The sequence below is a fragment of the Brachybacterium phenoliresistens genome (genome assembly GCF_039530785.1).
GTDB classification, from domain to species: domain Bacteria; phylum Actinomycetota; class Actinomycetes; order Actinomycetales; family Dermabacteraceae; genus Brachybacterium; species Brachybacterium phenoliresistens.
Genome location: NZ_BAAAOW010000008.1, coordinates 18,547 through 42,857, shown reverse-complemented (window position 1 = coordinate 42,857; position 24,311 = coordinate 18,547). Strand labels below are relative to the sequence as shown.

The 24,311-nt window shown below is 74.3% G+C and carries 23 protein-coding genes; 14 read left to right on the top strand and 9 right to left on the bottom strand.

From position 1 onward, the window contains the following. Nucleotides 1–106: 106 nt before the first annotated feature. The 4 genes from ABD234_RS15205 (at nucleotide 107) to ABD234_RS15190 (ending at nucleotide 3,970) form a co-directional block, all read left to right on the top strand. Entirely contained in the window at nucleotides 107–1,228 is a 1,122-nt protein-coding gene (locus tag ABD234_RS15205; RefSeq protein ID WP_038371592.1) for an efflux RND transporter periplasmic adaptor subunit, read from the top strand. 14 nt (nucleotides 1,229–1,242) lie between these two features. Beyond that, the gene (locus tag ABD234_RS15200; RefSeq protein ID WP_425546799.1) at nucleotides 1,243–2,049 is read left to right on the top strand and encodes an ABC transporter ATP-binding protein; all 807 of its coding nucleotides are present in this window, start codon (nucleotides 1,243–1,245) and stop codon (nucleotides 2,047–2,049) included. After that, complete coding sequence (locus ABD234_RS15195; protein ID WP_344357967.1) at nucleotides 2,046–3,257, top strand: ABC transporter permease; 1,212 nt, start codon at nucleotides 2,046–2,048, stop codon at nucleotides 3,255–3,257. The genes ABD234_RS15200 and ABD234_RS15195 overlap by 4 nt, the downstream gene beginning before the upstream one ends. A gap of 185 nt (nucleotides 3,258–3,442) precedes the next feature. Then, nucleotides 3,443–3,970, top strand: coding sequence for a Dps family protein (locus ABD234_RS15190; RefSeq protein WP_038371590.1), 528 nt, complete (start codon nucleotides 3,443–3,445; stop codon nucleotides 3,968–3,970). 145 nt (nucleotides 3,971–4,115) lie between these two features. On the opposite strand, the gene ABD234_RS15185 is transcribed toward ABD234_RS15190, so the two are convergent. Then, nucleotides 4,116–5,312: a cytochrome P450 gene (locus tag ABD234_RS15185; RefSeq protein ID WP_344357964.1), complete on the bottom strand. Its 1,197-nt coding sequence runs from the start codon at nucleotides 5,310–5,312 to the stop codon at nucleotides 4,116–4,118. Between the two features lie 76 nt (nucleotides 5,313–5,388). Then, entirely contained in the window at nucleotides 5,389–6,558 is a 1,170-nt protein-coding gene (locus ABD234_RS15180) for a polyprenyl synthetase family protein (protein ID WP_344357962.1), read from the bottom strand. Nucleotides 6,559–6,673: 115 nt separating this feature from the next. Here ABD234_RS15180 and ABD234_RS15175 point away from each other — a divergent pair, with 115 nt between their 5' ends. The 4 genes from ABD234_RS15175 to ABD234_RS15160 are packed head-to-tail and all read left to right on the top strand — an operon-like array spanning nucleotide 6,674 to nucleotide 9,506. Then, nucleotides 6,674–7,261, top strand: a complete 588-nt coding sequence (locus ABD234_RS15175; protein ID WP_344357959.1) for a MarR family winged helix-turn-helix transcriptional regulator — start codon at nucleotides 6,674–6,676, stop codon at nucleotides 7,259–7,261. Further along, entirely contained in the window at nucleotides 7,251–7,631 is a 381-nt protein-coding gene (locus tag ABD234_RS15170; protein ID WP_344357956.1) for a lycopene cyclase domain-containing protein, read from the top strand. Before ABD234_RS15175 ends, ABD234_RS15170 begins: the two co-directional genes overlap by 11 nt. After that, complete coding sequence (locus ABD234_RS15165) at nucleotides 7,624–7,956, top strand: lycopene cyclase domain-containing protein (protein ID WP_038371586.1); 333 nt, start codon at nucleotides 7,624–7,626, stop codon at nucleotides 7,954–7,956. Before ABD234_RS15170 ends, ABD234_RS15165 begins: the two co-directional genes overlap by 8 nt. After that, complete coding sequence (locus tag ABD234_RS15160; protein ID WP_344357952.1) at nucleotides 7,953–9,506, top strand: hydroxysqualene dehydroxylase; 1,554 nt, start codon at nucleotides 7,953–7,955, stop codon at nucleotides 9,504–9,506. Before ABD234_RS15165 ends, ABD234_RS15160 begins: the two co-directional genes overlap by 4 nt. Here ABD234_RS15160 and crtI read toward each other — a convergent pair. Genes crtI through ABD234_RS15145 form a run of 3 tightly spaced genes read right to left on the bottom strand, consistent with a single transcriptional unit; the run spans nucleotide 9,451 to nucleotide 12,535 of the window. Continuing rightward, complete coding sequence (crtI, locus tag ABD234_RS15155) at nucleotides 9,451–11,136, bottom strand: phytoene desaturase family protein (RefSeq protein ID WP_344357949.1); 1,686 nt, start codon at nucleotides 11,134–11,136, stop codon at nucleotides 9,451–9,453. The genes ABD234_RS15160 and crtI overlap by 56 nt on opposite strands. After that, complete coding sequence (locus ABD234_RS15150; RefSeq protein WP_344357947.1) at nucleotides 11,136–12,026, bottom strand: phytoene/squalene synthase family protein; 891 nt, start codon at nucleotides 12,024–12,026, stop codon at nucleotides 11,136–11,138. Before ABD234_RS15150 ends, crtI begins: the two co-directional genes overlap by 1 nt. Beyond that, nucleotides 12,023–12,535 (bottom strand): MarR family winged helix-turn-helix transcriptional regulator, encoded by a 513-nt coding sequence (locus tag ABD234_RS15145; protein WP_344357944.1) that lies wholly within the window; start codon nucleotides 12,533–12,535, stop codon nucleotides 12,023–12,025. Before ABD234_RS15145 ends, ABD234_RS15150 begins: the two co-directional genes overlap by 4 nt. 120 nt (nucleotides 12,536–12,655) lie before the next feature. Between ABD234_RS15145 and ABD234_RS15140 the strand changes: the two genes are divergently transcribed. Beyond that, nucleotides 12,656–13,966, top strand: a complete 1,311-nt coding sequence (locus ABD234_RS15140) for a ferrochelatase (RefSeq protein WP_344357941.1) — start codon at nucleotides 12,656–12,658, stop codon at nucleotides 13,964–13,966. After that, a complete protein-coding gene (locus ABD234_RS15135; protein WP_344357938.1) occupies nucleotides 13,963–15,453 on the top strand; it encodes an SDR family oxidoreductase in 1,491 nt (496 codons plus the stop codon). The genes ABD234_RS15140 and ABD234_RS15135 overlap by 4 nt, the downstream gene beginning before the upstream one ends. A gap of 115 nt (nucleotides 15,454–15,568) precedes the next feature. Here the strand turns inward: ABD234_RS15135 and ABD234_RS15130 are convergent, their stop codons facing one another. Together ABD234_RS15130 and ABD234_RS15125 are read right to left on the bottom strand one after the other, a co-directional pair. Beyond that, nucleotides 15,569–16,141, bottom strand: coding sequence for a TspO/MBR family protein (locus ABD234_RS15130; protein WP_344357935.1), 573 nt, complete (start codon nucleotides 16,139–16,141; stop codon nucleotides 15,569–15,571). Then, nucleotides 16,122–18,341 (bottom strand): MMPL family transporter, encoded by a 2,220-nt coding sequence (locus ABD234_RS15125; protein ID WP_344357932.1) that lies wholly within the window; start codon nucleotides 18,339–18,341, stop codon nucleotides 16,122–16,124. The genes ABD234_RS15130 and ABD234_RS15125 overlap by 20 nt, the downstream gene beginning before the upstream one ends. Before the next feature lie 199 nt (nucleotides 18,342–18,540). On the opposite strand from ABD234_RS15125, the gene ABD234_RS15120 reads away from it, so the two are divergent. From ABD234_RS15120 to ABD234_RS15105, 4 genes are read left to right on the top strand one after another with little or no spacing between them, the layout of a single operon-like run. Then, nucleotides 18,541–19,350 (top strand): CHRD domain-containing protein, encoded by an 810-nt coding sequence (locus ABD234_RS15120; protein ID WP_344357929.1) that lies wholly within the window; start codon nucleotides 18,541–18,543, stop codon nucleotides 19,348–19,350. Nucleotide 19,351: 1 nt separating this feature from the next. Continuing rightward, on the top strand, nucleotides 19,352–20,113 hold the full coding sequence (locus ABD234_RS15115; protein ID WP_344357927.1) for a class F sortase: 762 nt from the start codon (nucleotides 19,352–19,354) through the stop codon (nucleotides 20,111–20,113). Between the two features lie 54 nt (nucleotides 20,114–20,167). Next, a complete protein-coding gene (locus ABD234_RS15110) occupies nucleotides 20,168–21,007 on the top strand; it encodes an NAD-dependent epimerase/dehydratase family protein (RefSeq protein WP_344357924.1) in 840 nt (279 codons plus the stop codon). A 50-nt stretch (nucleotides 21,008–21,057) separates the two neighbouring features. After that, nucleotides 21,058–21,621 (top strand): histidine phosphatase family protein, encoded by a 564-nt coding sequence (locus ABD234_RS15105; RefSeq protein ID WP_344357922.1) that lies wholly within the window; start codon nucleotides 21,058–21,060, stop codon nucleotides 21,619–21,621. Between the two features lie 160 nt (nucleotides 21,622–21,781). Here the strand turns inward: ABD234_RS15105 and ABD234_RS15100 are convergent, their stop codons facing one another. Further along, nucleotides 21,782–22,894: a CPBP family glutamic-type intramembrane protease gene (locus ABD234_RS15100; protein ID WP_344357918.1), complete on the bottom strand. Its 1,113-nt coding sequence runs from the start codon at nucleotides 22,892–22,894 to the stop codon at nucleotides 21,782–21,784. Then, nucleotides 22,891–23,844: a class II glutamine amidotransferase gene (locus tag ABD234_RS15095; RefSeq protein WP_344357915.1), complete on the bottom strand. Its 954-nt coding sequence runs from the start codon at nucleotides 23,842–23,844 to the stop codon at nucleotides 22,891–22,893. The genes ABD234_RS15100 and ABD234_RS15095 overlap by 4 nt, the downstream gene beginning before the upstream one ends. Between the last annotated feature and the right edge of the window lie 467 nt (nucleotides 23,845–24,311).

Below are 24,311 nucleotides of genomic sequence, written 5' to 3'. Positions count from 1 at the left end.
CGCGCCGCACATCCCCCGGATAGGGTCTGATCGGCCCGTGGGGGGATTCTCGGGCTTCGCAAGCCGCCGCGCCCGTCCCTCCTGCGGGCGCCGATGAAGGGGTCCCATGGAATCCGTCCGACGCTACGTCTTCCCCCTGGTGTGGATGGTGATCTTCGCGATCATCGCCCTCGCGCTGGCCAAGCTGGCCTTCTTCCCCGCCGGCGCGGGCACGGGCGAGGACCCGGGGGCCGATGTCATCCCGGGCGTCTCGTACGACGAGTACGCCGTCGTCCCCGCCCAGCTGGGCGACATCTCCTCGGTGCTGGAGCTGAGCGCGACCGTGGAGGCCGATGCCTCCGAGCCCGTCACCGCCGATCGCGCCGGGGAGATCACCGCGATCTGGGTGAAGGACGGCGATCGAATCGAGAAGGGCGCCCGGATCCTCGAGGTCCGCGTCGAGCAGCAGCCCGAGCCGGCCGCCCCGGCGGTCCCCGCCGTCGACGAGAACGGCCAGCCGGTCGAGGCGCCCGCCCCGCAGGAGCGGGACGAGGAGCCCACCTACCGCTACTACACCCTCGAGGCCGAGCACACCGGCTACGTGCGCAACCTCGCCGTCGAGAAGTGGGACGACATCGCCGAGGACGCGCAGATCCTGGACCTGTCCCCGGGGACGTACTCCGTGGTCGCGCCGCTCACCCCGGAGCAGCAGCTGGACCTGATGGACGCGCCGGTCGCGGCCACCATGACCCTGCCCACCAGCCCCGATCCGATCACCTGCGAGGACTCCGCGATCGAGGAGTCCGATCCCTCCGAGGGCGGCTCCGGAGGGTCCGGCGGCGGCGAGGTCGGCGGCGGGGCCGTCGACCCGATGACCGGCGAGCCGCTGGAGATCCCCGGCTCCGGCGGGGGCTCCGGCACCTCGCAGGCGGAGCTGCGCTGCGCGGTCCCGGCCGATGCGAAGGTCGTCCCCGGCCTGGCCGTGGACGTGCACGTGGACCTCGGCTCGGCCACCGGCGTGGTCACCGTCCCCACCACCGCGGTCGAGGGGGAGCTGGCCGACGGCGCGGTGTACGTCCTGGACGAGGCCACCGGCGAGCCGGTGCGCCAGGAGGTCACCCTGGGCCTGCGCGGCGACGGCATCGTCGAGATCACCGGCGGGCTCTCCGAGGGCGACGAGATCCTCGAGTTCGTGCCCGGCGTGGACAACCCCGAGGACGGCATGTTCATGGAGGGGGAGGTCTGGTGACGGGCCGACCGCCGATGCTCGAGCTGCGCGGCGTCACCCGCACCGTCCGCCTCCCCAGCCGCGAGGACCTGCACATCCTGCAGGGCGTGGACCTCACCGTCGACGTCGGCGAGCACGTCGCCGTGGTGGGCCGCTCCGGCTCCGGCAAGTCGACGCTGCTGAACCTGCTGGGCCTGATCGACCGCCAGACCTCCGGCGAGCTGCTGTTCGACGGGCGCGAGACGATCCGCCTGTCCGACCGCCGGCGGGCCCGGCTGCGCGGCTCCTCCATCGGCTTCGTGTTCCAGCAGTTCAACCTGCTGGAGCGGCGCACCGCGCTGGAGAACGTGATGATGCCGCTGCTGTACGGCACCGCCGGGCAGTTCTGGAAGCGGGAGCGGACCGCGCTGGAGATGCTGGACCGGGTGGGGCTGGCGGATCGGGCGCACCAGACGCCCGGCCGTCTCTCCGGCGGCGAGCAGCAGCGCGTCGCGGTGGCCCGAGCCCTGGTGCGCCGGCCCCGCCTGATCCTGGCCGATGAGCCCACCGGAGCCCTGGACGTCACCACCGGCGAGGCGGTGATGGGCCTGCTCGACGAGATCGCGCTGGACTCCGAGGCCGCGCTGGTGACCATCACCCACGACCTGCAGGTCGCGGCCCTGTCCCAGCGCGCCTACCTGCTGGACGGCGGCACCCTGCACGACGTCGACTCCGCCCATGCCCGCGAGGCGCTGCTGGCCACCAGCGGGATCCGCGCCGGCCGGGAGGCCGTCGCCGGCTCCGGCCCCGCGGCCGATGCCCCCGGGCGTCGTACCGCATCGGACGCAGGAGCCCGCGCATGACCGGGCTGGTCGCCTCGATCGTCGAGGCCTACGGGGAGCTGCGCGTCAACAAGGGCCGCATCATGCTCTCGCTGATCGGCGTGGCCTTCAGCGTCTTCGCCCTCACCGCGACGCTGGGCGCCGGCGGCATGCTCTCCAGCGCCCTCGAGCAGTCCGTCGAGACGTTCTCGGGCCGCCCGACGGTCCTCACCGTGATGCAGTCCGAGCCCCCGACCGGCGAGATCACCCCGGAGCAGCGGGACGAGGTCGTGCTGCGCGAGATCGACCGCCTCGGCATCGACCAGCGCACCCGCTACAGCCCGCTCTCGCTGCGCTACCAGACGGGATCCGGGGTGCGCACCGCCCAGGTCACGGCCGTCGACCCGGCGTATGCGGACATGTTCCGCCTGCGCCCGGAGCAGGGCCGGTGGCTCGCGGACTCCGATGCGCGGCGCCTGGCCCCGGCGGTCGTGGTGAACGCCGAGATGTGGGAGCTGATGGGCCGGCCCGAGGTGGGCCGCGACACCGTCACCCTCTACGCGATCGACGAGCAGACCTCCGGCCAGGCGCTCCTGGTGGGCGTGCTGCCGAAGGACCCGGCGAACGCCGGGATGGGCGCGATGGCCTACACGCCGATGGCCTCGGTCCAGGAGCTGCCCGGCGTCGAGGACACCGACCTCTCCTACGGCGAGTACCGGGTGTGGGTCCCGCCGGAGGAGGCCGATGCGGTCACCGCCCGGCTGAGCTCCGCGCTGCGGGAGACGGACGCGGGCCGCTTCGAGGCCTTCAACCAGGGCTTCTCCTTCGAGGATTCGGGCTTCGGGACGCTGCGCACGGCGATCATCGTCATCGCGGTGGTGATCCTGCTGCTGGGCGCCCTGGGGCTGGTGAACATCTCGCTGGTCACGGTGCGCTACCGGGTACGGGAGATCGGGATCCGCCGGTCCTACGGGGCGACGGGCGGGCGCATCTTCACGGGCGTGATGATGGAGTCCGTGGTCGCGACGGTGCTGTCCGGGGCGGTGGGTGTCGCGGGGGCGGTGGCGCTGGTGCGCGCGCCGTTCACCCAGAACGCCTTCCGGGACATGGGCCTGGTGGACCTGCCGCCGTTCCCCGTCTCCGCGGTGCTGATCGGTCTGCTCGCGGCGACCGCCGTGGGCGTCCTGGCCGGCGCCCTGCCGGCGCTGATCGCCACCCGCATCAAGGTCATCGACGCGATCCGCTCCTGACCCCGACCGACCGGTCCGAAAGGCTGACCCCGACCGACCGGTCCGAAAGGCGAGGTCGGGGCCGGGGTGGGCTTGCGGGGCCGATGCGCGCTCGTTAGCGTGCTGAGCAGTTGGTGCATTCCGTTCCGCCGGCCGCACCGACGCCCATCGGGGCGTCGCGGCCGGCACGACGAAGGAGGAGACCCATGAATGAGTCCGTCACCGTCCCGGAGCCCTCGGGCGCCGCGACCACCCGTCCGGAGAACGCCGAGTCCGGTTTCCTCGCCAGCGACGCCCTGGCCAAGAACCTGCAGGCCGTGCTCGCGGATCTCACGGCGCTGCAGCTGGTGGGCAAGCAGGCCCACTGGAACATCGTCGGCCCGAACTTCCGCGACCTGCACCTGAACCTGGACGAGGTGGTGGACATCGCCCGCGCCAGCGGCGACGACGTGGCCGAGCGCATGCGCGCCCTGCACGCCACCCCCGACGGCCGGCCCGCGGTCGTCGCCGAGCAGTCCTCGCTGGCCGAGTTCCCCGAGGGCGAGATCCTCACGCACGACGCCATCGACCTGATGACCGCGGCGATCGAGGCCACCGTCGGCACCATGCGCAGCGTCCACGACGAGGTCGACGAGGCCGATCCGACTTCCGCCGACATCCTCCACGGCATCATCGAGAAGCTCGAGCAGCAGGCCTGGTTCATCAGCGCCGAGACGCGCACTCCGCAGCGCTGATCCGGTTCCCGGGGCGCTCGCCGGGGGAACGGGGCATCCGCCTCGGGCTCCCTGCGGGCGCCCTGTCCTGTGGGTGCCTGGTCCTGCGGGCGCCTGGTCCTGCGGGCGCCCTGTCCTGCGGGCGTCCCGTCCTGCGGGCGCCCGCTCAGCCTGTCGCGCCGCGCGGGAAGATCAGCTCCGCGCCGCGCAGCCGATAGCCGGCGACCAGGTCCTCCCAGGAGACCTGCGGCGGTCGGCGCAGCCGCGGGTGCTCGCGCAGGATGCGCTCGAGCAGCATGGCGGTCTCCGCGATGGCCAGGTGCTCGCCGGGGCAGCGATGCTCTCCCGCGCCGAAGCTGAGGCCGGCCGGCCCCACCCCGCGCGGCAGCTCCCGGCCCGGCCGCAGCGCCCGCGGGTCCTCCCCCGCGATGCGCGGATCCGTGTTCGCCTCCTGCACGCACACGTCCACCAGGTCCCCGGGGGCGAGATCCGGGGCACCGGGCACCTCGAGCGGCGTGTGCACGCGCCGGTAGAGATGCCCGACGACGGGCTCGAGGCGGATGATCTCGTGCAGGATCGCGAAGCGCTCGGCCCGCTCCCCGGCCAGGAACCGCTCGGCGAGCATCGGCCGATCCAGCAGGTGCCACAGGGCCATGACGATGAACTCCCGCGTCGTGATCATCCCGGCCGTCGCGTAGGTGACGCACTCGACGAGGATGTCCGGCACGGTGTACCCCTCCGCCAGCAGGTGGCTGACCAGGTCGCCGCGGGGCCGGCGCCGCCGTGCCCGCACGGCCGGCAGCACGTCGCGCAGGTGGAAGCCCAGCAGCGGGCCGAGGCCGCGGGCCGCGGCGAGCGCCCACTGCCGGCGGCTGCGTCCCAGACCCGGCCGGGACAGGTCGAAGGGCGGCTGGCGCATGAACCTCTCCAGGCGGCGGGCCATCTGCCCCAGCGGGGCGTGGGTGAGGCCCACGGCCTCGCGCGTCACGCCCACCGCATAGAGCAGGGCGAGATGGTCCGGCGCGCAGGAGCCCTCGCGCACGGCGGCGCCGACCAGGCGATCCGCCAGCGCCACCATGGTGCCGGTGTACTCGGCGTCCACGAACGCCGGGGCGAAGCGGCGGCCCGCGGCGCGGCGCTGCTCGTCGTGCTGCGGACCGTCGGACAGCAGGATCGGATGGTGCTGGAGGGCTCCGCGGGGGATCGCCTCGGCGGTGAAACCGGCCTGGGTGGTCGCCCCGCGGGCCCGCAGCACGGCGCGGGCCGCGTCGTAGCCGCCCACGTGCCGCAGCCCCGGCGGGGCGTCCTCGCCCGCCCACGGGCAGGCTCCGGGCCGCCGGGCGCGGCGCTCGTCCTCGCTCATGCCGTCCTCCCTCGCTGCCGGGTGCGTCCTCGTCCCACCGGGCCCGTCCTCCCCGTCCGCCGGATGCGTCGCCCCGTCACCGGGTGCGGCCCTCCAGTCTCCGCATCTGCTGCTCGATGACCTCGACGACGGCCGCGGGGATCCGAGCGGGGCCGTCGTGCAGGATGCGCCGGGCCTCGTCCAGCAGCGCCTCGATCTCCTCCGCGACCCGGTCCCGGGCCCCGCAGTCCACGAGCAGCCCCCGCAGGCGCAGCCCCTGCGCATCGGTGAGGTCGCTCCGCCCGAGCAGCTCGGCGACGGCCGGCCACGAGGCCGTCGACCGTGCCGCGTCCATGATGCGGGTCTGCTTGCCCTCGCGGAAGTCGGACCACGGGTCCTTCCCGTGGTGGTGCTCGGCGCCGAAGGCGGAGAGGGCGTCGTCCTGCAGCTGGAAGGCGATGCCGATGCAGCGCCCGGCGTCCTCGAGGGCGGCGCGGACCTCCGCCCCGGCGCCGGCCAGCACGCAGGCCATCCCCAGCGGCAGCTCGACGCTGTAGACGGCGGTCTTGGACCGGGTCATGGTGTCGATCTCGCGGCGGGCGGGCGGGATCATCCCATCGGCCAGGCCGACGTCCAGGAACTCGCCCGCGGCCGATTCGGTGACCGCGTGGTCCAGCAGGTCCAGCAGCTCGGCCCGCATCGGGGCGGGGACGTCGACGCGGGCGAGGAGCTGGTGGGCGCGCGAAAGCAGCAGGTCCCCCATGAGGATCCCGGCGCTGCGCGCCCAGTGCAGGCTCGCCCCGTCGTCGCCGCCGGCGCGGCCGTGCCGGTGCAGGGCGCCGACGAGGTTGTCGTCCCCGCGCCGGACGAGGTCGTGATCGATCACGTCGTCGTGCAGCAGGAAGGCGTAGTGCAGGATCTCCAGCGCCGCCGCGCAGCACAGCGCGACGGCATCGCCCGCCCCGGACCCAGGGTCCGACCCGTGTGCAGCGTCCGACCAGCGTGCAGCGTCCGACCCGCGCGAAGCATCGGACCCGGCCGGGCCTGCCGAGCCCTCGGCCCGGAAGGCGTCGAGGACCTCGAGCAGGAGCATCGGCCGCATGAGCTTCCCGCCGCCGATGTGCTGCGCCGTCCGGCGCCACAGGTCCTGCACGTGCGGGCCGTGCCGCTGCGCCCGCAGGGTCTCCCCCTCCAGCACCTCGTGCAGCTCGGCCAGCACGGATGCCCTGGCACGGTCCAGCCGGCACATCTCATCGATCTCCGCCACGACCCCTCCGTTCCTCGACATCCGGTCCCGTGCGGCGGTCCCGCCACGGCCCCACATTTCGCCTTGCTCGGAAAGAATATAGCCGAGCGAGTATCAAGCCGGGTACAGTGCTCGCATGCACGACGCGACCGAACACCGGCAGGCCCCGCCGTGGACGGCGTTCGACATCGATTCGAATGACCCCCACGGCGAGCTCGTGGACCGATCCGCCCTCACCCCGGAGGACGTCGCCCAGATCGACGCGGTGATGGCGGCGCTGGTGGCCCTGCGCCGCGTGGAGGAGGAGCTCTCGCGCGCCTCGCAGGAGTACATGCGGCTGAACTCGACCGACATGCGCGCCCTCCACTTCCTCATCATCTGCGCCCACCGCGGGGCGATCGCGACCGCCGGCGCCCTCGGCGCCCACCTCGGGCTCTCCTCGGGCGCGACGACCAAGATGCTGGACCGCCTCGCGGCGGCCGGTCACGTCGAGCGGCACCCCCACCCCCATGACCGGCGCAGCGTCTGCCTCACCGTGGACCCGGCGACCCGGGACGCCGCCATGTCCACCATGGGCCGCCAGCAGGCGGGGCGGTTCCGCGCCGCCGCCCGCCTGACCCCCCAGGAGCGCGAGATCGTCGAGCGCTTCCTGACCGACATGGCCCGCGAGATCTCCCCCGAGGGCCTGGAATGGGTCGGATCCCGGAGCGACGATGCCCGCTGAGTACCTGATCGTGCTGGGCCTGTGCCTGCTCATCACGCTTCCTCTCGAATTCGTGCTCGGGGCGCGCGTGTACCGCCGCCCGCGGCGCCTGCTGCGCGCCCTCGCCCCGGTGGTCGTCGTGTTCGTCGCCTGGGACCTGCTGGGGATCCACCGCGGCCACTGGTGGTACGCGCCCGACAAGATCACCGGCATCATGCTCCCGGGGCGCCTCCCCCTCGAGGAGCTGCTGTTCTTCCTGGTCATCCCCCTCTGCGGCCTGCTCACCCTCGAGGGTGTGCGCGCCGTGCTCACCCGGGCGGCGGCCCTCCGCGCCGGCCTCCGCGAGCGCGCCGGGACGAGAACCGACCCCACGGAGGGCGACGATGCCTGAGTACACCGTCCTCACCGTCGCCTCGATCGTGCTGGTCGTCCTCCTCGAGCTGTGCGTGCTGCGCACGGGGATCTTCCGCAGCGGCGTGTACTGGATCTCGATGGGGATCGTCATGGGCTTCCAGGTCCTCGTGGACGGCTGGCTGACCAAGCTCTCCGATCCGATCGTGCTGTACGAGGCGTCGATGACCACCGGCCTCCGCGTCCCGTGGGACATCCCCGTCGAGGACTTCGGCTTCGGCTTCTCGATGGTGACCCTGACGATGATGCTGTGGCTGCGCGCTCGCCCCCGCCCCGGGGACCGGTCCCCGCAGGAGGAGCCGTGATCGTCCGCCCGGGCCGGGACCGCCGCGCCGTGCTGCACCGCGGGCCGTCCGGCGCCTCGCGCGCCCCGGGCCGCGAGGTGATTGTGATCGGCGGCGGCATCGCCGGGCTCAGCGCCGCCCTCTGCCTCGCCGAGCGGGGCGTGTCCGTGAGGCTGCTCGAGCGCGAGCGGACCTGGGGCGGGCGCGCCCGCTCCTGGGACCTGGGCGAGGGACGCTCCATGAGCCGCGGGTTCCACGCCTTCTTCCGCCAGTACTACACGCTGCGCTCCCTGCTGCGCCGGACCGACCCCGCGCTGGGGATGCTCGAGGACATCGGCGACTACCCGCTGCAGCGGGCCGGAGGAGCCCGCGACAGCTTCCGCGGGATCCCCCGCACGCCGCCGTGGAGCGTGGCGGCCTTCGCGCTGCGCAGCGAGAGCTTCCCGCTGCGCGAGCTCGCCGGGGTGGACGTGCCGGCGGCCCTGGCGCTGCTGCGCGCCGAGTTCCCGGCGTCCTTCTCCGCGCACGACGGCGAGGACGCCGCGTCCTTCCTGGACCGCCTGCGCTTCCCCGACCAGGCGCGGCACCTCGCCCTGGAGGTGTTCGCGCGGTCCTTCTTCGCCGATCCCTCGCAGTTCTCCGCCGGCGAGCTGGTGGGCATGTTCCACACCTACTTCATGGGCTCCGCGGAGGGCCTGATCTTCGACGTCCCCTCCGATTCCTACTCCCCCACGCTGTGGGACCCGCTGGTGCGGGCCCTGCGCTCGCACGGCGGCGAGGCCCGCACCGGCACCGCCGTGGACGGCGTGCACGAGGCCGGGGACGGCCGCCTGCTGGTGCGCACGGCATCGGAGGAGCTCACGGCCGATGCGGTCGTGGTCGCCGCCGATCCGCGGACCGCGCGCCGGCTCGTCGCGGGGATGGACCGCCCCCGCCGGGCGGCGGGCCCGGAGGACGGCTGGGCGGCATCGGTCGCCGCGCAGCGCAACGCCCCGCCCTTCGCCGTCCAGCGCCTGTGGTGGGACCGGCCCGTCGCGGCCGAGGCCCCGGCCTTCCTCGGCACCAGCGGCTTCGGCCCGCTGGACAACGTCACCGTCCTGGACCGCTTCGAGGGGACCGCGCGGCGCTGGTCCGCCGCTCACGGCGGCAGCGTCGTCGAGCTGCACGCCTACGCGCTGACCGGCCACACCCCGGCGCAGGACGACGCCGTGCGCCGGGAGCTGCGCGCCCAGCTCGAGCGGCTGCACCCCGAGCTGCGCGGCGCCGTCCCCGTGCACGAGGAATGGCTCGTGCAGGAGGACTGCCCGCTGATCGGCACGGGCGAGTGGGCGCGGCGCCCCACCGTCACCACCCCGGACCGTCGCGTGGTGCTGGCCGGGGACTGGCTGCGCACCGACGAGCCCGTCGCCCTCATGGAGCGCGCGGCGCTCACCGGGCTGCAGGCCGCCAACGCGCTGCTCGAGGGCTGGGGCGCTGCCGGTCATGACTGGTGGTCCGTGCCCATGTCCGGGGTCCTCAGGTCCCCGGCACGGGCAGCGGCCCGTCGGACCGGTCGCCGCGCACGAGCTTGAGCACGTTCTCCGCGCTGATCAGGCACATCGGCAGGCCGACCCCGGGCACGGTGCTGCCGCCGGCGTAGTACAGGCCCTCCACGCGCCGGCTGCGCTGGGAGCCGCGCAGGAAGGCGGACTGCCGCAGCGTGTGCGCGGGCCCGAGGGCGTTGCCGCGCCAGGAGTGCAGGTCCCGGGCGAAGTCGCCGGGGCCCACGGTGCGGCGCACCGTGATCCGTGCGGCGAGGTCTTCGATCCCGGCCCACGCGGCGATCTGCGCGATCGCCCGATCCGCCGCCTCCTCCACGGGGGCGTCGCCGCCGCCGTCGAGGCCGCCGCGGCCCAGCCCTGTGCCGTCCGGGGCGTCGGGGGGCACGGGGATGAGCACGAACAGGTTCTCGTGCCCGGGCGGGGCGACCGACGGGTCGGTGGCCGAGGGCCGGCACACGTACAGGCTCGCCGGGTCCGGCGCCTGCGGCGGGCCGTCGAGGATGTGCGCGAAGTTGGCGTCCCAGTCCTCGGTGAACAGCAGGGTGTGGTGGGCCAGCTGGGGCAGTCCGCCGCGCACCCCGAGCAGGGCGAGCACGGCGCCGGGGCCCGAGGTGCGGCGGTCCCAATACGGCTGCGGGTAGGTCTGCGCCTCCGCGGGGAGCAGGGCGGTCTCGGTGTGGTGGAGGTCCGCGGCGGAGACCACGAGGTCCGCGGGGAGGACCTCCTCGGGGCCGGCCGGGGCGTCGGCATCGGCCGGGACCGCGCGGACGGTGAGCCCGGTGACCTGCAGCCGGCGGCGGCCGGGCACCCGGCCGGGGCGCGGCGCGGTGCGGATCGCGGTGACCTCGGTTCCGGTGCGCAGCACCACCCCGCGCTCGAGGGCGAGGCGCCGCAGCGCCTGGACCAGCCGGGAGAAGCCGCCGAGGGGGTAGCGCACCCCGTCCTCGAGGTCCATCGCGCTCATCAGGTGGTAGATGCTGGGGGCGGTGCGCGGGGTCGCCCCGAGGAACACCGCCGGGTACCCCAGGACCTGCCGCAGCCGTGTGTCCGTCACCGTCCGCGCGACGCGGTCGTGGAGGCTCTCGAGCAGCAGCCGCGCCAGGGTGCCCGCCCGCGGCAGCACCGAGGCGACGGTGCGGGCGGAGACGCGCGAGAAGGTGGTGTAGAGGAAGGAGTCCGTGGCCAGGTCATAGGCCTCGCGGGCGGAGTCCAGGTAGGCGGCCAGCGCCGCCCCCGCGCCCGGCTCCTCCCGCTCGAACGCGGCGATCGAGTCGGCGCGGCTGCCGCGCAGGTCCAGCGGCGCCGGGTACCGCTCACCGAGGACCCGGTACCCGGGGTCCAGCCGCACCAGGTCGACGTGGTCCTCCAGGCGCTCCCCGAGCAGGGCGAAGAAGTGCTCGAAGCATTCGGGCATCAGCCACCAGGACGGCCCCGTGTCGAAGGTGAACCCCTCGCTCTCCCATCGGCCGGCCCTCCCGCCGAGCTCCTCGGACCGTTCGACGACGGTCACGGCGTGGCCGTCGGCCGCGAGCAGGGCGGCGCTGGCCAGACCCGCCACGCCCCCGCCGATGATCGCGATGCGCCGGGGCTCCGGGGCGGGGGTACGCGGGGCGTGCGCACCGCTCCGAGGTCGGTGCCCGGGCGTCGGGGTCGGGGGCATCAGGCCCCCTCCCGCCGCGCGAGGGCGACGGCGCGGACCGCGATGCACGCCTTGCGCAGGTCCGGCACGCGGACGCGCCGGGTGCGCAGGCGTGCGGCCGGGGTGGCGCGCAGCCGCGCGGAGAGCTCCGCGAAGAGGTCGTGGGCGGCGAGCACGGCGGCGCGGCTGGAGGCGGGCAGATGCACGATGGCCGCCCGCGCGGCGGCGAGATCGGCGTCGACGTCGTCCAGAAGGAGGTCGCGCTGCGCATCGGTGAGCCCCGCCGGGTCGATGCCGGGGAAGTAGGCGCGCCCGCGGGAGTCGGCATCGGCGTGCAGGTCGCGCAGGAAGTTCACCTTCTGGAACGCGGCGCCGAGCCGTCGGGCGCCCTCGACCAGCCGTGCATCGGGCTCCACCGGGGCCGGGGACCGGTCGGTGGCGAACACGCGGAGGCACATCAGGCCCACGACCTCCGCGGAGCCGTGCACGTAGCGGGCGAAGGTCTCCGGGGTGTGGTCGCTGCGCTCGAGGTCCATCCGCATCGAGGCGAAGAAGGGAGCCGTCAGCTCGGGGCCGATCCCGGTCTCCCGGGCGGTGCGGGCGAAGGCATGGATCACCAGGTCGGTGCTGAACCCCGTCTCCCGGGCCGCCTCGACGGCGGCCTCGTAGGCGTCCAGGCTCGCCGCGATCTGGTCGGCGACCAGTCCGCTGCCGCGGGCCGCGCCGTCGACGATCTCGTCCGCGACCCGGACCAGGGCGTAGATGCACCGCACCCGGGTGCGGACCGGCTCGTGGAGCAGCCGGGCCGACAGCCCGAAGGAGGTCGAGTAGCGGCCGATGACCGCGGCGGCCGCCGCGCTGGCGGCGGAGCGGTAGGCGGCCGCGGCCTGCGCGTCCAGCGGGGAGATCATCGCTCGCCCTCGCCGGCGGCGTCGTGGTTCAGGCGCCGCAGGAAGCCGGTGACGACCTCCCGCTCCTGCGGGCTCAGGGCACGGGCGATCGCGAACATCCGCTCGTGCATGTCGGCCAGCGTGGCGCGCACCTCCTCGTCCCCGTGGCGGGTGGGGACCACGGCGATGGAGCGCCGATCCTCCGGGTGGGGCATCCGTTCGGCGTGCCCGTCGCGGACCAGGCGGTCCACGAGGGCGCTGGCCGAGGCGGGGCGGATGTCGAGCATCCGGGCGAGGTCCCGCTGGCGCAGCACCCGGCCCTCCGCCTGCGCCTCGAGCAGGGCTCGCAGGGCCAGGAGGTCCTTCTCCCCCATGTCCATGTCGTCGCCCACGCGCGATCGCATGCGGGTGTTGGAGGAGCGGTACCGCCGCAGCTCGTTGAGCAGCTCCACGGTCGAGGCGGTCTCGGGCTCGTCGGGCGGGAACCAGTAGCCGCTCGAGGGCTGGGGCTCTGCGGGCAGATCTGCCATCGGACTCTCCGGGATCTGGTGCGCTGGACAGGGCCCGCACACACATGTAGCGTCTCTAACTGTTCGAAATTCTAACTCAATGGCGCGCCGGTCGCCAGACCGGACCGCCCCGGAGGACCCATGACCGCATCGTCCGCCCCCGCCGATCTCTGCGCCCCGCTCGAGGAGTCGACCGTCTCCTCGCCCCGCGAGCGGCGCGCCCTGCCCCGACCCTACGACGCGATCCTGCTCGCCTCCTTCGGCGGGCCCGAGTCCGAGGAGGACGTCCTGCCGTTCCTGCGCAACGTCACCCGCGGCCGCGGGATCCCCGACGAGCGCCTCGAGGAGGTCGGGGCGCACTATCGGGCCCTGGGCGGGCGCTCCCCCATCAACGACCAGAACCGCGCCCTGATCCGGGCGCTGCGGGCGGAGCTCGACGGGCGCGGCATCGACCTGCCGATCCACTGGGGCAACCGCAACTGGCAGCCGACCATGGCCGAGGCGGTCCGCGGGCTGCACGCCGACGGGCACCGTGAGGTCCTCGCCATCGCCACCAGCGCGTACTCCTCCTATTCCTCGTGCCGGCAGTACCGCGAGGACTTCGGGCGGGCGCTCGTGGAGACCGGCTTGCTGGGCACGGTGCGCCTCGACAAGGTGCGCCCGTACTTCTCGCACCCCGGCTTCCTCGCGCCGATGGCCGACGGGATCCTCGATGCGCTCGCGCAGCTGCGGGAGGAGGGCCACGACGGCGCGCGGGTCCGGATCCTGTTCTCCACCCACTCGATCCCGACCGCGATGGCCGACGCCTCCGGCCCGGCCGAGGAGCGCACCGGCGGCCCCGCGCACTGGTACGTCCGCCAGCACGAGGCGGCGTGCCGGTACCTCATGGACGCCGTCGCGCAGCGGCGCGCGGCCGAGGGCGCCGGGACGGAGCTGCCCGGCTGGGAGCTGGTCTACCAGTCCCGCTCCGGCGCCCCGCACACCCCGTGGCTCGAGCCGGACGTCAACGACGTGATCGCCCGGATCGCCGAGGAGGGCGCGCACGACGCGGTGGTGGTGGTCCCCGTGGGCTTCGTCAGCGATCATGTGGAGGTGATCTGGGACCTGGACACCGAGGCGCGCGAGAGCGCCGAGCAGCATTCCCTCGCCTTCCGCCGCGTGGCCACCCCGGGCACGAACCCGCGCTTCGTGGCGGCGCTCGCGGACCTCGTCGAGGAGCGGATCCGGCCCGATGCCCCGCGCCGCGCGGTCACCGAGTTCGGCCCCACCGCGGACGTCTGCGGCACCGCCTGCTGCGTCTCCGGGTCGCCGCGGGCCCGCATCGTGCCGACCACCTCGGCGCTGGACTCCGGGGAGGACCTGCGCGCCTCCCGCAGGGAGGCCGCCGGGGACGAGGGCGGGAGCACCCGCCCTGCGGACGCCGGCACCACCGGGGAGGCGGGCGGCCGATGAGCGCGCAGCCCGCACCGCAGCCCCCGCACGTGCTGGTCACGGGCGCGACCGGCTACGTCGGCGGGCGCCTGGTGCCGCAGCTGGCCGACCGCGGCGCCCGGGTGCGCGTGTGCGGTCGCAGCCGCGAGCGGCTCGAGGCCCAGCCGTGGGCCGACCGGGTGGAGGCCGTCCCCGCCGATCTGGCGGACCGGATGGCGGTGCGCCGCGCCCTCGAGGGCATCGAGGTGGTGGTGTTCCTGGTCCATGCGATGGCCGGCGGCTCCGGGTTCGAGGAGCGGGAGGCCCGGATGGCGCGGATCATGGCGGAGGAGGCCGAGCGCGCCCAGGTCCGGCGCATCGTCTACCTCTCCGGACTGCATCCGCAGTCCGGGGAGCTCAGCGCCCACATGGCCTCGCGCCGCCGGGTCGGGGAGATCCTGCGCGAGGGCCCCGTGCCGACGACGATCCTGGAGGCGGCCACGGTGATCGGCGCCGGGTCGGCGAGCTTCGAGATCATCCGCCATCTCGCCGAACGGCTGCCGGTGATGCCCGCCCCGCGCTGGGTGCGCAACCGGATCGAGCCGGTCGCGGTGCGCGACGTGCTCCACTATCTCACCGCGGCGGTGCTCGCCCCCGGGGACGTCTCGGGCACCTACGGGGTGGGCAGCGGCGAGTCCGATCTGCGCTTCGCCGACCTGCTCACCGGTTACGCGGAGGTCGCCGGCCTGCCGCGGCGCCGCGTGCTGGGCCTGCCGATCCCGGCGCCGCGCCTGTCGGGGCTGTGGATCGGCGTGGTCACGCCGGTGCCGCTGTCCATCGCGCGGCCGCTGGCGGAGTCGATGCAGCACGACGCCGTGACCCGCGCGCCGCTGGCGCAGGAGGTGCTGCCCGCGCCCGCGGACGGGCCGATGCGCTACCGCGACGCCGTGCGGGCCGCGCTCGCCGCCCAGCGGCGCGGCGATCTCGCCTCGCGCTGGGACGACGACGCCTCGCTGCACCGCGCTCCCGAGGAGCCCCTGCCGGAGGACCCGGACTGGGCCGGCCACACCCTGCACACCGACGAGCGGGAGCTCACCGCGGCCGATGTCGACCCCGCTGCGGTGTGGCGGGTCATCGAGGGCATCGGCGGCTCCGCGGGCTGGTACTCGACGCCTCTGCTGTGGGCGCTCCGCGGCGCCGTGGACCTCGTGGTCGGCGGTCCGGGCCTGCGGCGCGGACGCCGCGACCCGCAGGCGCTGCGGGTGGGCGATGCGGTGGACTGGTGGCGCGTCGAGCGGATCGACCCGGGGCGCTGCCTGACCCTGCGGGCGGAGATGCGCACGGGCGGCCGCGCCTGGCTGCAGCTCTCGGTCGAGCCGGCCGAGGGCGGCGGCAGCTGCTACCGCCAGCGGGCCGTGTTCCTCCCAGACGGGCTGCTGGGCCGCCTGTACTGGCGGGCGATCTCCCCGTTCCACGCCCTCGTCTTCCCGGCGATGGCCCGGAACATCCTGGACGCCGCCCGCCGCTGAGCGCTGCCCCATCCGGCCGTGCTGCGCGGGGAGCCGTGGCGCGCAGGCCGCTGTGGTGCACGGGAAGCCGTGGCCCGGGGAGCCATGCCGCGCGCGGAGTGGTGGCGCGTGGGGGTCAGTTCAGCAGCGCGATCCCCAGGTTCAGGGCTCCGGCGTAGCTGACCCAGGCGAGGTAGGGCACCAGCAGCAGCGCCGCCATCGGCCGCCGGGCGCGGAAGGCGACCAGGCAGGCGAGGATGGCGACCCACAGCAGCACGATCTCGGCGAAGGCGAGCCAGTACAGGTCCGCGCCGAAGAACAGCGGGGTCCAGAGGGCGTTGAGCACGAGCTGGGCGCACCACAGGGCGAGGGCGCGGTCCGCCCCGGCGCGGCGCCACACGAGCCAGCCGGCCACGGCGATCAGCACGTACAGCACGGTCCACGCGGGGCCGAACAGCCAGGCCGGCGGGGCGAAGGCCGGCAGCCGCAGCGCGGCGTAGGTCTCCTGCGATCCGGCGGCCGCCATCCCGCCGATGCCGGCGGCGATCGCCGTCGCCCCGAGGAAGGCCAGCAGCATGAGCAGCGAGCGGCCGCGGGACGGCCCGTCGGCAGCGCGGGACGGCCCGTCGGCCAGGCGGGACGGCCCGCCGGCAGCGCGCGGCGGCGTCCCGGGCGCGGGGCGGCGGGGGTCAGCGGGCGGGTGCGGCATCGGAGGCGTCCTTCCGGTGGGTGGGGGCGGCGCGGCGGCCCCGGGAGATCGCGGCGGGCCACCAGATGCGGTCGCCGATCGCCACGGCGAGCGCGGGGACCAGGAACGTCCGCACGACCAGGGCGTCCATCAGCACGCCGAGGGCGACGATGATCGCCAGCTGCAGCAGGAACTGGATGGGGATCACCAGCAGCGCCGCGAAGGTCGCCGCGAGGACGACGCCGGCGCTGGTGATGACGCCGCCGGTGATCGACAGTCCCCGCAGCGTGCCCTCGCGGGTGCCGTGGACCAGGGCCTCCTCCCGCACCCGGGTCATGAGGAAGATGTTGTAGTCGATGCCCAGCGCCACGAGGAACACGAAGGCGTACAGCGGCACCGAGGGATCCGATCGGGGCTGGTCGATGAGGCGGAAGATCACCGCGCTCACCCCGAGGGCCGTGCCGAAGCTCAGCACCGTCGTCGCCAGCAGCACCAGCGGCGCCAGCAGGGAGCGCAGCAGCAGCGCCAGCATGATCGTGATCGCGACCAGGACCAGGGGGATGATCAGCGTGCGGTCGTGGGCGGAGGTCTCGTTGGTGTCGAGGTCCACCGCGGTCGAGCCGCCGACGGCCGCATCCAGCGGGCCGACCGCCTCGCGCAGCGCCCTCACCGTCTGCTCGGCCTCGAGGGAGTCGGCGGGGTCCTCGAGGGTCACCGAGAACAGCAGCTGCCCGTCGACCTCGGTGGGCCGGGCGTCCGCGAACGGCCCGGCCGATGCCTCGGCCGCCACCTCGCCGGAGGCGTCCACCGGCAGGCTCCCGGACGGGGAGTCCTGGGAGACCAGGGCGAGGCCCTCCACCCCGTCGGCCCCGGCGACGGCCGCGGCGACCTCGGCGCGCTGATCGGCCGGGGCGAGCACGTAGGTCGGGGTGCCGGAGCCGCCGGGGAAGTGGCGGTCCAGCGCCGCCTGGCCGTCGCGGGCCTGGCTGGCCCCGAGCACGAACTCGCTCTGCGGGACGCCGTCGGCCTGGAGCAGCGTGAGCCCGCCGCATCCGGCGACCAGCAGCACGACCACCGTGGCGGCCACGCGCTTGGGGGCGGCGGCGACGAGCCGGCCCACCCGCGCCCACGGGCCGGTCGCATCGGCCCCGGTCAGCGCGACCGGAGCGGAGCCGCGGCGCGGGGCGCGCGGCCAGAACGCCGCCCGGCCGACGAGGGCGAGCATCGCCGGCAGGAAGGTGAGGGAGGTGAGCATCGCGCAGACGATGCCGACCGCGGCGACGGGGCCCAGCGCAGCGGTGGAGCCGAGGTCGGAGAGCATGAGGCACAGCAGCCCGACGATCACCGTGCCGCCCGAGGCCAGGATCGGCTCGAGCACCCCGCGCAGCGCGAGCCATGCCGCGCGCGCCGGGGCCACGTCCTCGCGCAGCTGGTCGCGGCAGCGTGCGATGTACAGCAGGGAGTAGTCGGTGGCCGCGCCGATCACGAGGATGAACAGGATCCCCTGCACCTGCCCGTTGATGGTGACCAGCCCCGCCTGGGCGAGGCTGACGTTCACGAGGATCGCCGCGCACAGCGCCGTCATGGAGCTGAGCAGGACCAGCAGGGGAAGCACCGGGGAGCGGTAGACGACCACGAGGATCACCAGCACCACGGCGAGGGCCACCAGCAGCAGGATCCCGTCGATCCCCGCGAAGGCGGCCTGGAGGTCCGCGGTGAACCCGGCCGGTCCGCTGACCCAGCTGTCCAGATCCGCCGGGAGGGTCCCATCGGCCTCTTCCTCGAGCAGGGCGACGACCTCCCCGGCGTCCGCGTCCCCCGGGATGGAGATGACGAGCTGGGCGGCCTCCCCGTCCTCCGCGGGGATCACCGGGGAGGCGGTGGCGCCGTCCGCCAGGTCCGGGGCCGATGCCGCGAGCGCGTCGAGCGCGGCGAGGTCGTCCTCGGTCAGGCCGCCGGAGCGTTCGGCGACGATGATCGCGGGGATCGCCTCGGAGCCGGTGAACTCGCTGATCCGGTCCTGCACGCGGGTCGACTCGGCGCTCGCGGGGAGGAAGCCGGCCCGGTCCTCGGTGGCGACGTCGCTGATCCGTCCGAAGCTCATCCCGCCGATCCCGAACACGCCGATCCACACGAGGACCAGCAGGGCCGGGACGAGGATGCGCAGCACGGTGGAACGGCCGGAGGCAGGGCGGGCGGCCCGGCGGGAAGATGCAGACATGCGGATAGCATCTCACCTAGTAAGTAAAATGTGAAGCGAGAGATCTGCCCGGTAGGGCTGCGACGCTTCGGACCGGCGCGTGCGCCACGCATCGGATGAGGATTCGCACCCATCCACCCCCCACCTCGGCTCCGAACACCCCGAGCACGCAGAACGGCGGCACCCGGCCGCCCGGTGCTCGACGAAGGAGTGATGCACGATGCGCACGACGAAGACGAGGACGGTCCCCCTGCTCGCCGCGACAGCGATGCTCGCGCTGCTGAGCGCGCCCGGCGCAGCCATGGCGGAGGGCCACGGCGGACACGGCGATGACGAGGGGACCCACGGCAGCGCGACCGCCTCGGCGACCCTCGAGGCCCACCTGATCGAGCTCAACGATTCCGGCGCCTCGGGCACCGCCTGGGTCGCCGTCGACGGCAACGAGGTCTCCGTGACCCTCGAGACCGCCGGGCTCCTCGACGGCGCCCCGCACGCCCAGCACATCCACGTGGGCGGGAAGAACCAGTGCCCGGACCCGGACAAGCAGGGCAACGGCGCCGACGGCGCCCTCCAGGTCTCCGACGCGCACGAGGACTACGGCGACATCGTGTCCTCGCTGACCACCGACGGCGACACCAGCCCGGACAGCGGTCTCGCGGTCGAGCGCTTCCCCGTCGGCAGCGGCACCTACGAGCGGACGTTCGAGGTGAGCGATCAGGTCGCCGCCGACATCGTGGACGGGAAGGGTGTGGTCGTCGTCCACGGCGTCGACCACGACGGCAGCGGCACGTACGACGGCGACGTCGCCTCCGACCTCGATCCGAACCTGCCGTCCGAGGCCACGGACCCCGCCGCCTGCGGTGAGCTCGTGGCGAGCCAGATGGACGCGATGCCCCAGGGCGGCGTGGAGACGGGCGACGGCAGCACCTCGGGCCTCGAGCACGCCGGTGCCATCGCCCTCGGCGCGGGTCTGATGGCCGCGGCGGGCGCCGGAGCGTTCGCCCTGCGCCGACGTCCGGCGCAGAAGTGAGATGACTGCTGGGGGATCACCCCGCCGGAGCGGCGGCCGTCTCGCGGCCGCCGCTCTCGGCGCGGTCGCCGTGGTGGGCGCCGGGCTCGTCGCCGTCAGCCTGATGCAGCAGGTGGGCGACCCGCCTCAGCCGGCGCTCGGCTCCGGCACCTCCTCCGAGGCGCCGGAGGAGGCCGAGCCCGTCGCCGGGAGCGGCGACGCCGATCCCGAGGGTCCCGTGAGGACCGCGGATCCGTCCGGCGCCTCCGACATGACCCCATCGGCCGCACCGACCGCACCGGAGTCGAGTGCGGAGGCCGAGAGGCCCATGACCGCCTCGGAGCCCGTCGCCCTCAGCATCGATGCGATCGATCTGCAGGAGGACGTCTTCCCCATCGGATTGGGGACCGACGGCGAGCTCCTCGCTCCGAGCGGGGATCGCGCGGACCTCCCTGCCTGGTACGACGGGTCTCCGACCCCCGGCGAGACGGGCCCGTCCGTGATCGAAGGGCACGTGACCTGGGGCGGTCGCCCGTCGGTCTTCTTCGACCTCGGCGCACTGGCCCCGGGCGATCGGGTCGGCGTCCTGCGCGCCGATGGATCGATCGCCGAGTTCGAGGTCTATGACGCGGCGCGCTACCCGAAGGACAGCTTCCCCACCCTGGAGGTCTACGGCCGCACGGAGGGCCCCGAGCTGCGTCTCATCACCTGCGGCGGAGACCTCGACGCAGACGGCCACCACCTCGACAACACCGTCGTCTTCGCCCGGCTCGTCCCGAGCTGACGACCCGGCCATGGGATCGGCACGCACGGGCCGGCGAGGGTGCAGGATGGGCGCATGAGAATCGCAGTGACAGGTGGCTCGGGCAAGCTCGGACGAACGGTGGTCCGCGACCTCCGCGATCACGGGCATCAGGTGGTCAACCTCGACCGCGCCGGCGAGCGCGGGCCGGGATTCGTGCAGATCGACCTGCGCGACGCAGGGCAAGTGCTCGACGCCCTCACCGGCATCGACGAGCAGGCCCCAGACGGCTTCGACGCCGTCGTGCACCTCAGCGCCATCCCGGCGCCCGGCCTGGCGAGCAACACCGCGACCTTCCAGAACAACATGATCAGCACCCACAACGTGCTCACCGGCGCGATCAAGGCCGGCATCACCAACATCGTCACCGCCTCCAGCGAGACGGTGCTGGGCCTGCCCTTCGACACCCCGCCGCCCTACATCCCCGTGGACGAGGAGTACGCCGCCCGGCCCGAGTCGACGTACTCGCTGTCCAAGCACCTCGAGGAGCAGATGGCGATCGAGCTGACCCGCTGGCACCCGGAGCTCAAGATCATCGCGCTGCGCTTCTCGAACGTCATGGACGAGGAGGACTACGCACGCTTCCCCGACTTCGACGCCGATGCGACGCTGCGCAAGTGGAACCTGTGGGGCTACGTCGACGGCCGCGACGGCGCCCAGGCCGTGCGCAGGGCCCTCGAGCACCCGGCTCCGGGCTTCGACCGCTTCATCGTCGCCGCGGCGGACACCGTCATGTCCCGGGACAACACCGAGCTCGTCGCCGAGGTCTTCCCGGACGTCGAGGTGCGCGGGGACATCTCCGGCACCGGGACCCTGCTCTCGATCGAGAAGGCGCGGGCCGTCCTCGGCTACTCGCCCGAGCACAGCTGGCGCTGACGCCCGCGTCGCGGCAGCGTGCGGGGAGCGACCGGGGTAGCGTGCACCGGATGGACAGGATCCTGCTGGTGCGGCATGCCGAGGCGCAGGGGCATGACGGCGACGACCCCGGCCTCAGCCCTCTCGGCGTGCATCAGGCGAGCCTGCTCGCCGAACGGCTCGCGGGGCAGGACGTCGCCGAGGTCCTCCACGGCCCCCGGCGACGTGCCCGGCAGACCGCGCACCAGGTCGCGCAGCGCCTCGGATGCCCCCTCCATCAGACGCACCTGCTGGAGGATCGCACTCCGTACCCCTCGGCCGGGCGCTGGGGCGACTACCCGCAGCACCGCCACGCGCTCCTGCACGGCGTGCCGGAGCAGGAGCGGGACGAGGACGGCGTCGCGCTCGCCGCGGCGTGGACGCGCCTCAGCGTTCCGGGGAGCAGCGGTGTCCTCGTCGCGATCACGCACGCCTTCGTGGTGGGCTCGTTCGTCCGCGAGGTGCTGGGCGCACCACCGGCCGCCTGGATGCAGCTGCCCATCGCGAACGCGAGCATCACGGACCTGCGTGCGCGGGAGAACGGCGAATGGTCCGTGGCCGGGGTGAGCGACGTCGGGCACCTGCGCGGCCTCTGAGATCCCCGTCCGGCGCGGATCTCGCCGACCTCGCGGCGTTCCCGCAGGAACGTCACCGTGTCCGCCGGGGCCCCGGGGCGTTCCCGCGGAAACGCCGCCGGCGCCTCCAGAACGTTCCCGCGGGAACGTCCGGGACCGCACTGCCGCACATCGGCCCTGGTCAGACGGCGACGGGCTGCGGGGCAGGAGCATCGGCCGAGCGGCGCACCGGCTCGGCGGCGGCGAGCTGCTCGCGCCGGCCGATCCATCGGCCCAGCAGAGCGGCGATGATCAGGGCCAGCAGGCCGATGCCGATCGCGCCGGGCACCGTGGCGGAGGCGACGCCGGGGATGCTGGCGGCCCCGGTGGCCGTGCGCCCCAGCTGCTCGGCCGCCAGGGACGCGCCGGAGGCAGGTTCCGCCGCTCCGAGCGCGACGCTGCCGGCGACGATCCTCAGGAGGACCGCGACGATGCCCCCGCCGGCCGTGAGCGAGGCCGTGAGAAGGATCGGCAGCTCGAGGCCTCCCGAGCGCCAGGCAAGATACCCGCAGGCCACCCCCATCGCGGCGGCGATCACGAGGCCGGGTGCGGAATAGCTGGCGGCAGCCAGGGAGACGAGCGCGGCAAGGCCGATGGTCAGCACCGGGGAGCGCAGCCAGGTGCCGATCGCCTGCAGCAGCATGCCGCGCAGCGCGAGCTCCGCCCCGACGGCCTTGGCGATCCCGAGGACCGCCGCGAGGATGCCGGCGAGGATCGCCGGGCCGATGGCGGCGGGCTCCGCGGCGACACCCCCGCCGAGCCCGGCGACCAGCAGCGCGACGAGGACCGTCCCCAGCACGGACGCGGCGACCACCGGCACCGCCGCGGATCGCACCAGATCCCATCGGAAGGACCCGACGACGCCGAGGAGCCAGCGGACGGGACGCCAGCCGCCGAAGCGCACCCCGATCAGCGCCGCGGGGATCCACAGGGCTCCCATCGCCAGGGTCACGAGGACGGCGAGCGGGCTCGCCGGATCGCCGAGGCGGGTGCCCAGCTCCTGCGGCGACCCGGGCGCCAGGGCGAGGACCGTGACGACGGCGACCAGCAGGATCGAGGCGAGCACGACGTAGGCGATGATCGCGACGAGGGCGGTGAGCACGGGCCGGGCCGGCCGGGCCCAGGCCTCGCGCAGGTGCGCGAGGCGGTGGTAGGGCGTTCCCGCGGGAACGCCTGCGGGACGGCCGGCGAGGGGATCGGCGGCGCCGTCGGTGGGGCCGTCGGCGGGGCGATCGTCGGGGGCGGGCGTGCTCATGCGGAGATCTCCTGCGCGGAATCGGGGGTCGCGGCGCCGGCCGCGCGGGCCGCCGCGATGCGGGCGCGGCGCTCGGCGAGGGCACGGTCCTGGGCGGCGTGCATCTGGGAGGTCGCGGCGCTGAGGTTGAGGTCCTCCAGGTGCAGAGGGTGGGCGAGCCGCGGGAACGGCGTCTCGCGGCGCACCCTGCCGTCCTCGCCGATGCTCAGCAGCTCGCCCGGCTCCAGAAGGCGCCAGGCGGGGTCCTCGTCCATCGGCTCGCTCGCGATGACGACGGAGTCGACCTCGCCGAGATCCTCGCTGCGGGCATGGAGGGTGTCCGAGCTCTGGTCCAGCGGCCCGCGCCGCGGGGTGTCGGGGCGTTCGAGGACCCACAGCTCGTTGGTCTCCGGCAGGCGCAGCGCGTACAGCTCCTCCTCGCGGGCGGCGATGAGGTTGAGCGAGTAGACCGGGACGTTGCGCACCACCCAGCCGATGGCGGCGACCAGCCCGGCGTGGAGGTCCCCGGCGTGCGCCGCGGACTCCCCCGCGACCAGCGCCGCGAGCCATTCGCTGTCGGTCGAGCCATGCACATGCCGGGCCGCCCCCAGCTCCTCGACCCGGTGACGCATCGCCTGGGTGACCTCGAGGACGCCGTTGTGCGCGAGGAGGATCCCGTCCATGAGGAAGGGGTGGGTGTTCTGGGCGGTGTGCCGGGTCCCGCTGGACAGGCGCAGGTGGGCGATGATGGTGCGCGCCCGCACCGTCTGCGCCGCATGCGTGAATGCCGAGGAGGCGTGCGCGGCCACCGGCCGTTTGCGCACCTGGGAGATCCCGGACTCGTCGACGTAGCCGATCCCCGTGCCGTCGGCGTTGTAGCGCGACTGCGAGCGCAGGGAGTACGGGGCGTCCAGGAGCCAGAACTTCGCGGTGACGGGCTGGTCGGCGTGGAGGGCGAAGAGGCGGCACATGATCCGACGATTCTAGGGCGCGGGTCTGCACGACGGGGACCCGAAGGCGTCCCGGCGCCGGGCCGGGCTCAGCCCGAGGCCGCCGCACACTCTACCGCCGCCCTGATCACAGAGAGCGTCGGGCTCATAACTCGGAGCCGTCACGGACGCAGCGGTCCCCGTGTAGGCCACGGCGGACCAACAGCCCCTTCGTTCGACGCCTCACTAGCGGTAGGCATGAAAATGCCACCGGCCAGCTTCTCTTCGTTGCCGCGCTAAGTTCGATACAGCCGCATTCGCTAGGTCCACACGCGGGTTCATCGGACGGCGTCTGCAGGTCCGAACTTGCAAGCCCTCCCAGAACGGAAAGCCCGAACTCTATATGCGGATCCTAGCTCAATCATGCTCCTCTACCCGGCCCTGCGAGCCTGAGCAGCAGTCACGCGAAACGCAAACATAGTTCCCGCTAGAACCATAATTCAGGCACC